13 protein-coding genes are annotated in these 13,662 nt (G+C 45.4%); 10 read left to right on the top strand and 3 right to left on the bottom strand.

Annotated elements, in window-relative coordinates; genetic code table 11:
- Window positions 1-265 precede the first annotated feature (265 nt).
- Genes F7Y48_RS03210 through F7Y48_RS03200 form a run of 3 tightly spaced genes read left to right on the top strand, consistent with a single transcriptional unit; the run spans window position 266 to window position 2,996 of the window.
- On the top strand, window positions 266-493 hold the full coding sequence (locus F7Y48_RS03210; RefSeq protein WP_005382190.1) for a ferrous iron transport protein A: 228 nt from the start codon (window positions 266-268) through the stop codon (window positions 491-493).
- Complete coding sequence (gene feoB, locus F7Y48_RS03205; protein WP_316680987.1) at window positions 493-2,769, top strand: Fe(2+) transporter permease subunit FeoB; 2,277 nt, start codon at window positions 493-495, stop codon at window positions 2,767-2,769. Before F7Y48_RS03210 ends, feoB begins: the two co-directional genes overlap by 1 nt.
- Window positions 2,766-2,996, top strand: a complete 231-nt coding sequence (locus tag F7Y48_RS03200) for a FeoC-like transcriptional regulator (RefSeq protein ID WP_005396058.1) — start codon at window positions 2,766-2,768, stop codon at window positions 2,994-2,996. The genes feoB and F7Y48_RS03200 overlap by 4 nt, the downstream gene beginning before the upstream one ends.
- Before the next feature lie 93 nt (window positions 2,997-3,089).
- Here F7Y48_RS03200 and F7Y48_RS03195 read toward each other — a convergent pair whose 3' ends face one another.
- Both F7Y48_RS03195 and argS read right to left on the bottom strand, forming a co-directional pair.
- Complete coding sequence (locus F7Y48_RS03195) at window positions 3,090-3,518, bottom strand: HIT domain-containing protein (protein WP_316680983.1); 429 nt, start codon at window positions 3,516-3,518, stop codon at window positions 3,090-3,092.
- Window positions 3,519-3,644: 126 nt separating this feature from the next.
- Window positions 3,645-5,378 carry an arginine--tRNA ligase gene (gene argS / locus F7Y48_RS03190; protein WP_012842044.1) on the bottom strand — a complete coding sequence of 578 codons (1,734 nt, stop codon included), beginning with the start codon at window positions 5,376-5,378 and terminating at the stop codon, window positions 3,645-3,647.
- A gap of 220 nt (window positions 5,379-5,598) precedes the next feature.
- Here argS and F7Y48_RS03185 point away from each other — a divergent pair, with 220 nt between their 5' ends.
- Entirely contained in the window at window positions 5,599-6,198 is a 600-nt protein-coding gene (locus tag F7Y48_RS03185) for a VOC family protein (RefSeq protein ID WP_316680980.1), read from the top strand.
- 74 nt (window positions 6,199-6,272) lie between these two features.
- On the opposite strand, the gene purU is transcribed toward F7Y48_RS03185, so the two are convergent.
- Window positions 6,273-7,106: a formyltetrahydrofolate deformylase gene (purU, locus tag F7Y48_RS03180; protein ID WP_005382206.1), complete on the bottom strand. Its 834-nt coding sequence runs from the start codon at window positions 7,104-7,106 to the stop codon at window positions 6,273-6,275.
- A 218-nt stretch (window positions 7,107-7,324) separates the two neighbouring features.
- On the opposite strand from purU, the gene F7Y48_RS03175 reads away from it, so the two are divergent.
- From F7Y48_RS03175 to fadD, 6 genes are all read left to right on the top strand, one after another.
- Window positions 7,325-9,265 carry an ATP-dependent DNA helicase gene (locus tag F7Y48_RS03175; protein WP_316680977.1) on the top strand — a complete coding sequence of 647 codons (1,941 nt, stop codon included), beginning with the start codon at window positions 7,325-7,327 and terminating at the stop codon, window positions 9,263-9,265.
- 29 nt (window positions 9,266-9,294) lie between these two features.
- The gene (tsaB, locus tag F7Y48_RS03170; RefSeq protein ID WP_005396049.1) at window positions 9,295-9,996 is read left to right on the top strand and encodes a tRNA (adenosine(37)-N6)-threonylcarbamoyltransferase complex dimerization subunit type 1 TsaB; all 702 of its coding nucleotides are present in this window, start codon (window positions 9,295-9,297) and stop codon (window positions 9,994-9,996) included.
- Window positions 9,997-10,056: 60 nt separating this feature from the next.
- Window positions 10,057-10,362 carry a hypothetical protein gene (locus F7Y48_RS03165; RefSeq protein ID WP_005396047.1) on the top strand — a complete coding sequence of 102 codons (306 nt, stop codon included), beginning with the start codon at window positions 10,057-10,059 and terminating at the stop codon, window positions 10,360-10,362.
- Window positions 10,363-10,403: 41 nt separating this feature from the next.
- A complete protein-coding gene (locus tag F7Y48_RS03160; RefSeq protein ID WP_048626136.1) occupies window positions 10,404-10,961 on the top strand; it encodes a Slp family lipoprotein in 558 nt (185 codons plus the stop codon).
- Between the two features lie 6 nt (window positions 10,962-10,967).
- Complete coding sequence (locus tag F7Y48_RS03155; RefSeq protein ID WP_006743344.1) at window positions 10,968-11,822, top strand: alpha/beta fold hydrolase; 855 nt, start codon at window positions 10,968-10,970, stop codon at window positions 11,820-11,822.
- Between the two features lie 106 nt (window positions 11,823-11,928).
- The gene (fadD, locus tag F7Y48_RS03150) at window positions 11,929-13,620 is read left to right on the top strand and encodes a long-chain-fatty-acid--CoA ligase FadD (protein WP_005396044.1); all 1,692 of its coding nucleotides are present in this window, start codon (window positions 11,929-11,931) and stop codon (window positions 13,618-13,620) included.
- Window positions 13,621-13,662 lie beyond the last annotated feature (42 nt).

Raw genomic sequence — 13,662 nt, 5'->3', positions numbered from 1 at the left:
TTTCATCTAACCTGTTGTTTTATATGGAAATTTTTATCTTTACCATTTGTTTGTGACATTTTTATTTCATTGGTCGTGATTTTTAATTGTTAATTTTGACGTAAATAACGAGAGGAAATTTACGGAGTTGACGTTTGAAAGCATGAAAACATTTATGAAATCTTTGATTTCACACAAGGATTGAAGGGTTATAGGAGAGTAATATTGGCAGCCTAAACTTATTAAATAATAATATTTCTCATTAGCAATACTCTTAAGGGCCACTATGAAGTTATCAGAGATTAATCCTGGCGATACGGTGACGATTCGGTTGTTAGATGGTCTTTCATCAGATATCAGAAAGAAACTCATGGTCATGGGGCTGCTTCCCAATACAGAAGTTAAAGTGATTCGACGTGCTCCAATGGGCGATCCTTTACAAGTCGAAGTCCGTGGTGTGTCTGTCGCATTGCGAGAAACCATTGCTCAGAAAATTGAAGTGGAGCGAGTGTAATGCAATATCAAGTGCTTACCGTAGGTAATCCTAATAGTGGTAAAACGACGCTATTTAATGGTTTGACTGGCGCAAAACAGCAAGTTGGTAACTGGGCAGGCGTCACCGTTGAAAAGAAAACGGGACAATTCAAACATGCGGGTGACGAGTTTTTGCTCACTGACCTCCCTGGCATTTACTCGTTAGACAGTGGTAATGATAGCAATAGTATTGACGAATCCATTGCATCGCGTGCGGTTCTAACTCATCCTGCTGATCTCATTATCAACGTGGTTGATGCCACGAGTTTAGAGCGCAGCTTATATATGACGTTGCAACTTCGCGAACTTGGCCGTCCTATGATTGTTGTTCTCAACAAAATGGATGCGCTAAAACGTGAACGTCAAATGATTAACGTTTCAGAGCTTGAGAAAACGTTAGGTTGTCCTGTAGTAAGTTTATCTGCAACCAATAAAACTCAAGTTGCAGAGTTTAAAGAAAAACTTCATAAGTCCATCGTTCAAGGGGTCGCGCTTAAAGAGCTATCTTTGCATTACGGTGAAAAGATGGAGTCGGCGATTCAAACTGTTTCCGCACTTTTTAACGATCAAACCGTCGCCCATCGTGCATTAGCGATTCGTGCGCTTGAAAAAGACACGATGGTTCTCAATAGCCTTTCCGATATTGATAGAAGCAAAGTATTGGAAGTCATTGCGACTTTAGACTTGGATATCGATTTGCATGTCGCGGATACCAAGTACACATACCTGCATGAACAGTGTAAAAAAGTTCGCCGAAGCGAAGGCAAATTAAGCCGTAGCGTGACTGAAAAACTCGACCAGTTTATTTTGAACAAGTGGATTGGGATCCCATTCTTCTTTGTGGTTATGTACTTGATGTTTATGTTCTCGATTAACATCGGTAGTGCATTTATCGACTTTTTTGACATTGGTGTAGGCGCATTGCTGGTTGATGGTGGACATCACTTATTAGATGGTCACCTCCCCGTATGGCTAGTTACGGTGATTGCTGATGGTTTAGGCGGCGGTATTCAAACAGTTGCGACCTTTATCCCGGTCATAGCGTGTTTGTACTTATTCCTTGCTGTGCTTGAGAGCTCGGGTTACATGGCACGCGCTGCGTTTGTGCTTGATAAAGTGATGCAGAAAATCGGCTTGCCGGGTAAAGCGTTTGTCCCTTTGGTTCTTGGTTTTGGCTGTAACGTTCCGTCAATCATGGCAACGCGCACGCTAGACCAAGAGCGTGAGCGCAAGTTGGCTGCGTCGATGGCACCGTTTATGTCATGTGGTGCTCGCTTACCTGTGTACGCTTTATTTGCTGCCGCTTTCTTCCCAGGCTCTGGTCAAAACATTGTGTTTGCACTTTACCTACTTGGTATTGTCGCCGCGGTGTTTACCGGTTTGTTCCTCAAGCACACGCTGTATCCTGGCAGCAGTGATAGCTTGGTGATGGAAATGCCTGACTATGAGCTTCCGACATTGCAGAACGTCGTGATCAAAACTTGGCAAAAACTTAAGCGGTTTGTATTGGGTGCAGGTAAAACCATCGTAGTGGTTGTTGCTATCTTGAGCTTCCTCAACTCGCTAGGAACTGACGGTACATTCGGTAATGAAGACAGTGATAAATCGGTTCTATCAAAAGCCGCTCAGGTTGTGACGCCAGTGTTTGCACCAATTGGTATTCAAGAGGATAACTGGCCAGCAACGGTTGGTATTATTACTGGTATCTTCGCGAAAGAGGCAGTCGTGGGCACATTGAACAGCTTATATACTACGCCAACCGATGGAGAGGATGCAGAATTTGATCTTATGGGTAGCCTAGAAGAAGCGGTGATGAGCATTCCTGAAAACCTAGCAGGGCTGAGCTATTCTGATCCTCTGGGGATTGACGTCGGTGATTTAGCAGATTCTCATGCAGTCGCAGAGGAGCAAGAAATTGATGAATCGATCTTTGGTAACATAAAAGAGAAATTTGTTTCTGGTCATGCTGCTTTTGCGTACCTAGTTTTTATCTTACTTTACACTCCTTGTGTGGCTGCGATGGGTGCCTATGTTCGAGAATTCGGCAATAACTTTGCGCGCTTTATAGCGGTATGGACAATGGGGCTCGCGTACTTGAGTGCGACTTTCTATCATCAGCTTATGCATTTCGCTGATAGCCCTATCACCAGCGGCGTTTGGATTGCCGCAATTATTGCGATTTTCTTTGGCACGTACCGCGTTTTCAAGCGCGTAGGCAAGAAACATCAAGGCGAGTTTGAGGCGCAAGTCGTATGATTTTAAAAGAGCTTTATCAATATATTGCCGAAAAAGGAACGGTTTCCCAATCTGAGCTAGCAAAACAGTTCGGAATGAGTGAAGACGGTGCAGACGCCATGTTAAGTGTATGGATTAACAAAGGTCGCATTTCTCGCTTGGTAGATACAAATAAAGCTCATCATATAACGCGAATACGCTATGCAGTCACAAAGCACGATGGTTTGTCACTTACCGTGACCATGTAGTAGGAGCAATGAACCATCGCGCACAAACAACAAAGCCGCATCAGCAATGATGCGGCTTTTTACTTTCTACCTGAATTAAAAGTTATATAACGGTTACGCTTTACGGAAGATAGAGCTTAACGACAACACATTACGAATTCGGTTAAGAATCTCTTCTTGTTCTTCGTCAGTACGAAACTCTCCTTTTGTATTCCCCCAAACTGGTCCTGGCCATGCCATATCGTCTTTATAGCGCGCAATATGGTGAATGTGCAGCTGTGGCACCATGTTACCTAGGGCGCCAAGGTTTAACTTGTCTGGGCGGAATGTCGCTTCGAGTGCTTGGCTTACCGCTTGAGATTCGAGCAAAAACTGTTGTTGCTCTTGCATTGGCAAGTGGTGTAGCTCTTTCAAATTTTCGCGTTTAGGCACCAAGATAACCCATGGCACAGCATTATCTTTATGAAGAAGCGCGACGCAAAGTGGGAAGTGACCAATCACCGAAGTGTCTTTTGCCAATTGAGGATGAAGTTCAAAACTCATTATTGCTGTCCGATTAATTTTTAGTTTGAATTAGTATACGACAGATAAAACAAAAGGTTGACGCTTTCACGTCAACCTTCGTCATCATTTAGCTTGTGCTACTTAAGCTAACTACGTAAAAGCGGATTACATACGCTCTAGAGTATCGATACCCAGTAGAGACAGACCTTGCTTGATGGTCTTCGCTGTTAGCGCAGCTAGTTTCAGACGGCTTTGTTTCACTGCTTCGTCTTCAGCAACTAGGATAGGGCACGCTTCGTAGAAGCTAGAGAACTGACCTGCTAGTTCGAATAGGTAGCTACACATGATGTGTGGTTGGCCTTCGCGAGCAACAGATTGCACCGCTTCTTCGAACTGCATAAGTTTAGCAATAAGTGCTTTCTCTTTCTCATCAGTGATTTTGATGTCACCTTGGAGAGCATCCATAGCAACACCAGCTTTAGCGAAAATTGAAGCTACACGAGTGTATGCATATTGCATGTATGGTGCTGTGTTGCCTTCAAACGCTAACATGTTGTCCCAATCGAACACGTAGTCAGTCGTACGGTGTTTAGATAAGTCAGAGTATTTAACCGCTGCCATTGCAACTGTTTTAGAGATCTTCTCTTTTTCTTCCGCATCTAGTTCAGGGTTTTTAGATTCGATCAGCTGTGCTGCGCGAACTTCTGCTTCATCCAGAAGATCTGCCAAACGAACGGTACCACCCGCACGAGTCTTGAATGGCTTTCCGTCTTTACCCAGCATCATGCCGAACGCGTGGTGCTCAAGAGATACAGACTCAGGCACATAGCCCGCTTTACGAACAATCGTCCAAGCTTGCATTAGGTGCTGGTGTTGACGTGAGTCGATGAAGTAAAGCACACGGTCTGCGCTTAGCTCTTCATAACGATATTTTGCACATGCGATATCTGTTGTTGTGTATAGGAAACCGCCATCGCGTTTTTGAACGATAACGCCCATTGGTTCGCCATCTTTGTTCTTGTATTCATCTAGGAATACAACTTGCGCGCCATCATCTTCAACGGCAAGACCTTGTTCTTTTAGGTCTGCAACGATCTTAGGAAGCATGTCGTTGTACATGCTTTCGCCCATTACGTCGTCACGAGTCAGTGACACGTTTAGACGGTCGTAGTTGCGCTGGTTTTGGATCATGGTTACATCAACGAGTTTTTTCCACATTTCTGCACAGTACTCGTCACCGCTTTGCAGTTTTACCACGTAGTTTCGCGCCTTTACTGCGAACTCTTCATCTTCATCGTACAGCTTTTTAGACTCACGGTAGAAGCCTTCAAGGTCCGCAAGTTCCATAGAAACTTCGCCAGACTCTTGTTGTACACGCTCAAGGTTTGCGATAAGCATTCCGAACTGAGTACCCCAGTCGCCGATGTGGTTCGCGCGGATCACTTTGTGACCTAAGAACTCAAGCGTACGTACCACTGCATCACCGATGATGGTTGAACGCAGGTGACCTACGTGCATTTCTTTTGCTACGTTTGGTGCAGAGTAGTCGGCAACGATGGTTTGCGCTTCTTCTTTAGCTACGCCAAGACGTTCGTCTGCTAGCGCCGCGTCGGCTTGTTTCGCAAGGAACTCTTCGCTTAGGAAAATGTTGATGAAACCAGGGCCAGCGATTTCTGTTTTGCTCGCAATACCATCTAGGTCTAGAACATCCAGTACTTTCTGTGCAAATTCTCGTGGGTTAGTACCCAGTTTTTTAGCAACGCCCATTACGCCGTTTGCTTGGTAATCACCAAATTGTGGCTTTGCTGATTGGCGAACGGCTGCAGGACTGCCTGCAGGTGCGCCAGCGGCTTCTAGAGCCTGAGATACTTTGTCATTAATAAGTGCTTGGATATTCACACGCGTTTCCTTCAATTCAAGGACAAAGAACTCGGCAATATGTACGCCGAGCTCTGTTAGAGTTCACAAAAATGGGGCTAATCATAACAACTTTATTGCTTTTCATACAGAGATGAATAGGCGAAATTTTTACTTTTTCGATTGAATGGAAATGTGGCTTAGTTTGCGTTTACTATTGCGCTCAAAGTAATGAGATAAATCGCCCCATAAGAGACCCACAATGACGACTCAACTAGTTGAAAAGCGCCTAACGCCTGAATTGATGATCCAAGATCTGGACGCATTTATGGCGAAGATTGAAGAGCTTGCAACCCTGTTAAAACTGGATCTGAGCTTTGCTCAAGCTGACCATATTGCGCTGCGTATTAATGATACTGAAACAGCGAAAGCCGCGCATGAAGCATGGAATCAATACGGTAAGGTGATTTCACAAGCGAAAATAAACGGTCGCCCAATCATCGTTATCGAATTCGACAAAGCGTTGGAAAGCCGTGGCTGGAAGATTGAGTGTCTGGAGCTGCCATACCCTGCGGAAGGCAAAATCTACCCAAATGAAAGCTGGGAACATGTGGAGTTTGTGATTCCGTCTCATGCCGAAACCACAGATGAGTTTCTTGCTGATTTGAAACACACTTACCCAGCGTTTGGCGCGCGTTTTGATGAGTTAAAAGAGCTGGGTGTGAAGATCAAATTGTCGAGCCCGAAAGGGGAAGGCGAACGCTTGAACAACCCAACCGTGGCGTTTAAGTACCAAGGCATTTGTATCAAGCTGCACCCGCATTCACTTAAGCGTATTGTGGAGTCTGAGCAGGCTGAATAAGTGAGCTCTGAACAACTATTAAGAAGAAAGGGTTGCCAAATGAGCAACCCTTTCTTTTTTCAAATGCGATGAACTTAAAGGATAACCGTCTTATTGCCGTAAACAAATACGTGGTCATTGATCACTTTATTCAACGCTTTGCTCAACACGTTCTTTTCTACATCGCGTCCCGCTTGTGCCATATCTTGGGCATTGAATGTATGGTCGACAGGAATTACGTCTTGCTTGATGATCGGCCCTTCATCTAAATCATTGGTCACGAAGTGTGCCGTTGCACCGATGATTTTCACACCGCGATCGTAAGCTTGTTGATATGGCTTCGCGCCAATAAAAGCAGGTAAGAAGCTGTGATGAATATTAATGATTTTGTGGTGGTATTTCTCAACAAATGTAGGCGTCAATACGCGCATGTATTTAGCTAACACCAAAAAATCAGCATCGTATTGGTCGATCACTTCTAGCATCTTCTGCTCGTGTTCTTCACGGCTAAGGTTTTCATGGGTCACGTGGTGGTAAGGAATGTCGAAGCGCTCGGTGAGAGTTTGAAGTTTGTCGTAATTCCCCACCACAGCGGCGATCTCAACATCTAGGCTTCCATCGTAGGTTTTCATCAGAATATCGCCTAAACAATGCGCTTCTTTTGTGACGAGAATGACGATGCGCTTACGGCGAGAGCCAACCAATTTACGCTTAGCACCTTGTGGGAGGGCTTGGTCCAAGTCGGCAAGAAACGTTTGATCGTTGAAGTATCCCTCCAGCTCCGTTCTCATGAAAAAGTGGCCACTGGTATTATCAACAAATTCGTTATTGTGAACGATGTTGAGTTGGTGCTTGTAACAGATGTTAGTGATTTTCGAGATGAGACCCGGGGCGTCAGAACAGTGGGTCAACAGTGTTTTCTTTTCCATAAATCAGGTACTTCCATGCATTAATATTTTAGCGTACGAATTTGTTATTATTCCCAGGCGGGTGTAACTGTACTGCCATGTTTCACCATAAATAATCTATTCTTACGTTGGTTTCAACAAAATATCCGTGCGTCGCCGCAAGCTGGCCAGATTGTGGGCTGATGTCACTCCTATTCCTCTGATATACTCTCGATAATTTTTCAAACTCAATACCAAGCATGATCGCAAAAACTTTTTCCTCTGATGGCGCGTTAGGTAAGGCCATTCCGGGCTTTCAAGCTCGTCAGCCACAAATCGATATGGCGGAAGCCGTCAGCAGTGCGATCAAAGATCAAACCCAGTTAGTGGTAGAGGCAGGAACTGGAACCGGTAAGACCTTCGCATACCTAGTCCCTGCACTGTTGAGTGGTAAAAAAGTGATCATCAGTACAGGCTCGAAAAACTTGCAAGAGCAGTTGTACCATCGGGACTTACCGCTTATGGTCAATGCGCTTGGTTTTTATGGCCAAGTGGCGTTATTAAAAGGGCGTTCTAATTATCTGTGTTTGGATCGTTTGAGCCGCCAAATGGTCGAAAGCCACACTAATGAATCTGACCCGACGTTATTAACTCAACTGGTTAAAGTGCGTGCTTGGTCATCAGAAACCAAAACAGGTGACCTTGGGGATTGTGATGATCTGCCAGAAGACAGCATGATCATTCCGACCATCACCTCAACCAATGATAACTGTTTAGGTAAAGAGTGTCCGAGCTACACCGATTGCTTTGTATTGAAAGCGCGTAAGCGAGCCATGGATTCCGACATTGTTGTAGTGAACCATCACTTGTTTCTTGCTGATTTAGCGATCAAAGAAACAGGATTTGGTGAACTGATTCCAGAAGCCGATGTGTTTATTTTTGATGAAGCTCATCAGTTGCCAGATATTGCGAGCGAATATTTCGGCCAGTCAGTATCAAGTCGCCAAATTCACGATCTTGCCAAAGACATTGAAATAGCCTATCGCACCGAAGCAAAAGATATGCGCCAATTGCAAAAAGTGGGTGACAAACTAATGCAAAGCGCAATGGACATGCGGATTGTACTGGGTGAGCCTGGCTTTCGTGGCAACTGGCGTGAGGCGTTGCAATCAGGCTCTATTAAGCGAGAATTATTGCGCTTAACTGATAGCCTCGAATTGGCGATTGATGTACTCAAAATAGCCTTAGGGCGCAGTCAATTACTGGATACCGCCTTTGAACGAGCCAATTTGATCAAAGGCCGCATCGACCGGGTATGTGATGTCGATATTACCGGCTACTCATACTGGTACGATACCTCGCCTCGTCATTTCGCTCTGCACATTACGCCTCTTTCTGTCGCGGACAAGTTCCATGAGCAAATAGAGATTAAACAAGGCGCGTGGATTTTCACGTCAGCAACCCTAGCCGTATCGGGCGACTTCAAGCACTTTACTGAGCGCCTTGGCCTCAAGCCTACAAAGCAATTTTCTCTGCCGTCCCCCTTTGATTATCAAAAACAAGCGCGCCTTTGTGTGCCAAGGTATTTGCCAGAGCCAAACAGTAACGGCTTAGCGGATAAGTTAGTCCGAATGCTTGCTCCGGTGATTGAAGAAAACGATGGCCGCTGTTTCTTTTTATGTACCTCGCACAGCATGATGCGTGAACTAGGCGAGAAGTTCCGAGAAGTACTTGAGCTGCCTGTGTTAATGCAAGGGGAGATGAGTAAGCAGAAAACCTTGGCAGAGTTTATGGAGCTGGGTAACGCTTTACTCGTGGCGACAGGTGCATTCTGGGAAGGGATTGATGTTAGAGGTGATGCGCTGAGCTGTGTTATTATCGACAAATTACCGTTTACCGCCCCTGACGATCCATTACTCAAAGCCCGTATCGAGGATTGTCGATTACGTGGCGGTGAACCATTTGCTGAAGTACAAATCCCGGATGCAGTGATTACGTTAAAGCAGGGAGTAGGGCGATTAATTCGAGATCAGAAGGATCACGGTGCGTTGATCATTTGTGATAATCGCCTTGTCACGCGAGACTACGGTGGTATTTTCCTCGGAAGCCTACCACTTATCCCAAGAACGCGAGATTTAGATGGAATCAAAGCATTCCTGAAAACAGAACAATCTGTCACAGACGCAAGTGCTGAGGCATAACCCAATAAATGAGAGTTGTAGAGAGTTAAATGAGCGCAAAAATTCTTGCTATCGATACAGCGACTGAAAACTGTTCAGTTGCGTTGTTGGCTAATGATCAAGTGATTTCACGTAGCGCGGTTGCACCACGCGATCACACCAAAAAAGTACTGCCAATGGTTGATGAAGTACTAAAAGAAGCTGGCCTGACTCTACAAGAGCTAGATGCGTTAGCGTTTGGACGTGGTCCAGGTAGCTTTACTGGCGTTCGTATCGGTATTGGTATCGCACAAGGTTTGGCGTTCGGCGCTGACTTGCCTATGATCGGCGTTTCAACGCTGGCTGCGATGGCTCAAGGTAGCCATCGTTTACATGGTGTGACCAATGTCGCTGTTGCCATTGATGCACGTATGAGTGAAGTTTATTGGGCGCGCTATTCTCGTCAAGACAATGGTGAATGGGTTGGTATTGATGAAGAGTGTGTTATTCCACCAGCACGTCTAACTGAAGAAGCACAGGCAGACGACAAAATGTGGACGACAGCAGGTACTGGTTGGGATGCATACCAAGAAGTATTAGCAGACCTACCATTTAATTTGACGCATGGCGAGGTTCTGTACCCTGATTCACAAGACATCGTGATTCTTGCTGAACAAGAATTTAAAAAGGGTAATACTGTGCCGGTAGAAGATTCTAGCCCAGTTTATCTACGCGATAATGTGACATGGAAAAAACTTCCTGGTCGCGAATAGTCCGTTTTTCATTAACCTGACAAAAAGCAGGGCGTTTGCCCTGTATTTTTATGGAGTGCTATGGCGTCGATTAATGGCTTGCCTCCTTCTTTGATTCCCGGTGCAAATCGCACTAATAAAGTCAGCAAAAAGAAGCAGGTAGATAAATCACAAACAAAGCAGCCTGTAGGTCAGCCTTCAAAGGTTGCTAACGCTGTGGCGCACTCCATAAAACACGTGGATGAGTCCCAAATTCACCGAGCTCAAGTGCAATATGACCTTCCTGAAGGGAGCGCACGTAAAGCAATGGAGCAGTACATGGATGTCATGAATCGAACTAAAAAAGAGGAACTGGCTCAATTACTTGGTGTCGATATTTACGTGTGAGATCTCCCCAGCTTGGGGTTACTAATATTGAAAGGTGGTTTATGAAGGTTTTTGGACGGTTTTTTCTCGCATTATTTGCTACGGTTGGTTTGTCTGCGTGTAGCTCGTTGCCAGAGGAGTTAAATGCCAGCACAGAACAAGTCGTTACTGATTATAAAGCTTTCGCTGAGTCTCAGGGGCAAGTGAGTGAAGATGTTCGTCTTGGTGGAATCATCGCTAAAGTGGATAACTTCAAAGATAAAACCCGTCTAGAAATCGTAAACCTACCAATCAGTAAATCTGGTAAACCGGATATTGATGAAGAGCCAACGGGACGTTTTGTCGCCTATTTTGATGGCTATTTAGAGCCCGTCGCCTTTAGTGAAGGCCGCTTGTTGACGGTTGTAGGTAAAGGCGCCGGAGAAGAAGAAGGAAAGATTGGTGAGCACGAATACGTATTCCCGATCATTAAGGGGCAAGGCTACCGTTTGTGGAAAATTGAAGAACGTGTACGCATGTATGACTCGCCAACCTACTTTTACCCATGTTACTCGATTAACTGCCGCATGTGGCGTAATGATTTCCCACAAGACGGTAAAGTGATAAAACAGGTCAAATAATCTGCGATGCATGAGCGTCAATTCGAGCTTCCTGCCGGCAAAATGGCAGCCCTTGAGATAGGGAACGAGAAAACGGCTGACTTGTCAGTCGTTTTTCTTCATGGGTGGTTAGATAATGCGGGCAGCTTTAAAGCGCTCATGGAGCAGTTGAACCAACTTAATCCTCACTTACACCTCCTCGCCATCGATCATTTTGGTCACGGTTTATCGAGTCATAAATCTCACGATAACTATTACCCCTTTCACGACTATATTGCCGATTTATATCAGTTGTTGGACGAATTATCGCCAAACAGACTGATATTAGTAGGGCATTCACTTGGTGCTTTAATCGCAAGTTGCTATAGTGCTGCGTTTCCAGAGCAGGTCGAAGCTCTTGTGCAAATTGAGGGAGCAGGACCTCTTACTGAAGATCCTACTAACAGTTTGCCTCGTCTTCGCGATGGCGTTTTAAGTCGAATAAGACAGCAAAACAAGCCAGAGCGAGCCATTGCCTCCTTCGATCTGGCGTTAAAATTACGCGTGCAAGCCAACCAATTAACCGCTGAGCAGCTTCTGCCGATAGTCGAGCGAGGAACGGAGCAGCGAGGAGATAAATGGTATTGGCGGCATGACGCCAAGTTAAAATGTGCGTCGCTTTACCGAATGGCGCAAGCGCATGCTAACTCGATTACCAGCCAAATACGTTGTCCTCATTTGATCGTATTAGGCGATCAAGGATTTCAGAATTTACCATCTAACCAAGCTGATTGGGGAGAGAACCCGCCGCAAGTGGTTTCTGTCAAGGGTGGTCATCACTGTCATTTAGAGCAAATACTCGAGGTCGCAACGCGAATTCTTGGTGTAGTTAACAAAATTTAAACAAGTGTTTGAGAGTTGCGTGCTCAAGCACGTTCGCTGTGCTGTAATAGCTTTCAAAATAAAAAGGACGCTATTTTTTAGCCAGTTATAAACGAGGAGTAACATCGTGGATAAACCATGGCTTTCACGTTATCCAAGTGACGTACCTGAAACCATTAATCCAGAGCAATATGAGTCTTTGGTAGAAATGTTTGAGCAGTCTGTACAAAAATATGCAGACCAACCGGCATTCATGAACATGGGCTCGGTTATGACCTTCCGTAAATTGGAAGAGCGTAGTCGCGCATTCGCAGCGTATCTGCAAAACGAGTTAAAACTGCAAAAGGGTGACCGTGTTGCTCTGATGATGCCAAACCTACTGCAATACCCAGTGGCGTTGTTTGGTATTTTGCGTGCAGGTTGTATCGCCGTAAACGTTAACCCACTTTACACTCCTCGTGAACTTGAACACCAATTGAATGACTCAGGTGCGACGACGATTGTGATTGTATCTAACTTTGCGAACACGCTAGAACAAATCGTCGATAAAACACCAGTTAAACACGTGGTGTTAACCAGCCTTGGTCAAATGCTGCCACGAGCGAAAGGTACGATTGTCGATTTTGTTGTGAAGTACGTTAAGGGCATGGTGCCTAAGTACGATTTACCTGGTGCGATCTCAATGCGTCAGGCTCTACGTAAAGGTCGTCGTCTACAATACGTTAAACCGTTTATGTCTGGGGATGACATTGCATTCCTGCAATATACGGGGGGGACGACAGGCGTCGCGAAAGGTGCCATTCTGACTCACCGCAACATGATTGCGAACGTTCTACAGGCAAAAGGCGCGTACGGACCGGTTTTATCTCCAGGCCGTGAATTGGTCGTGACAGCGCTACCGCTGTATCACGTATTTGCTCTTACCGTAAACTGTCTGCTGTTTGTCGAAATGGGTGGCCGTAACCTACTTATTACCAACCCTAGAGATATTCCAGGGTTCGTGAAAGAGCTACAAAAGCATCCGTTTACTGCGATCACGGGCGTGAACACCTTATTTAATGCTTTGATCAACAACGAAGACTTCCACGAGTTGGATTTCAGTAACCTACGTTTAGCCGTTGGCGGCGGCATGGCAGTGCAGCGCTCAGTGGCAGAAAGATGGCAGAAGACCACGGGTTGTTACCTACTAGAAGGCTACGGCCTGACCGAGTGTTCTCCATTGGTTGCGGCATACCCGCATGACCTTGTTGAATACAATGGATCGATTGGTCTGCCTGTGCCATCAACAGAAGTTCGTATTGTGGACGAAGAAGGCAACGCTCTTGCGAATACTGAAACTGGTGAACTTCAAGTTCGTGGTCCTCAGGTTATGCAAGGCTACTGGCAACGACCTGAAGCAACGAAAGATACGATCAACGAAGACGGTTGGTTATCAACGGGCGACATTGTTAAGTTCGATGACGAAGGCTTCCTGCACATCGTTGACCGTAAGAAAGACATGATCTTGGTATCAGGCTTTAATGTTTACCCGAACGAAATCGAAGACGTTGTAGCACTGCACGGCAAAGTCCTTGAAGTGGCTGCTATTGGTCAACCGCACGAAGTCTCTGGTGAATTAGTGAAGATCTACGTCGTGAAGCGCGACCCGAGCTTGACCAAAGATGAAGTGATTACGCATTGTCGTCAGCACTTAACTGGCTACAAAGTACCTAAGTTGGTTGAGTTCCGTGAAGACCTCCCTAAAACCAATGTCGGTAAGATCTTGCGTCGTGTTCTGCGTGAAGAGAACGACGCTGAACTCGCGAAGAAAAGCGCATAAGCCGATTTCGTCGAGTCGAGAGATTTAAAAAATGATAGAATG

Source organism: Vibrio sp. 2-1-2a (assembly GCF_032648565.1).
Taxonomy (GTDB): Bacteria; Pseudomonadota; Gammaproteobacteria; order Enterobacterales; family Vibrionaceae; genus Vibrio; species Vibrio diabolicus.
Note: the sequence above shows the minus strand (reverse complement) of the source record. Positions and strands in the feature narration are given on the sequence as shown.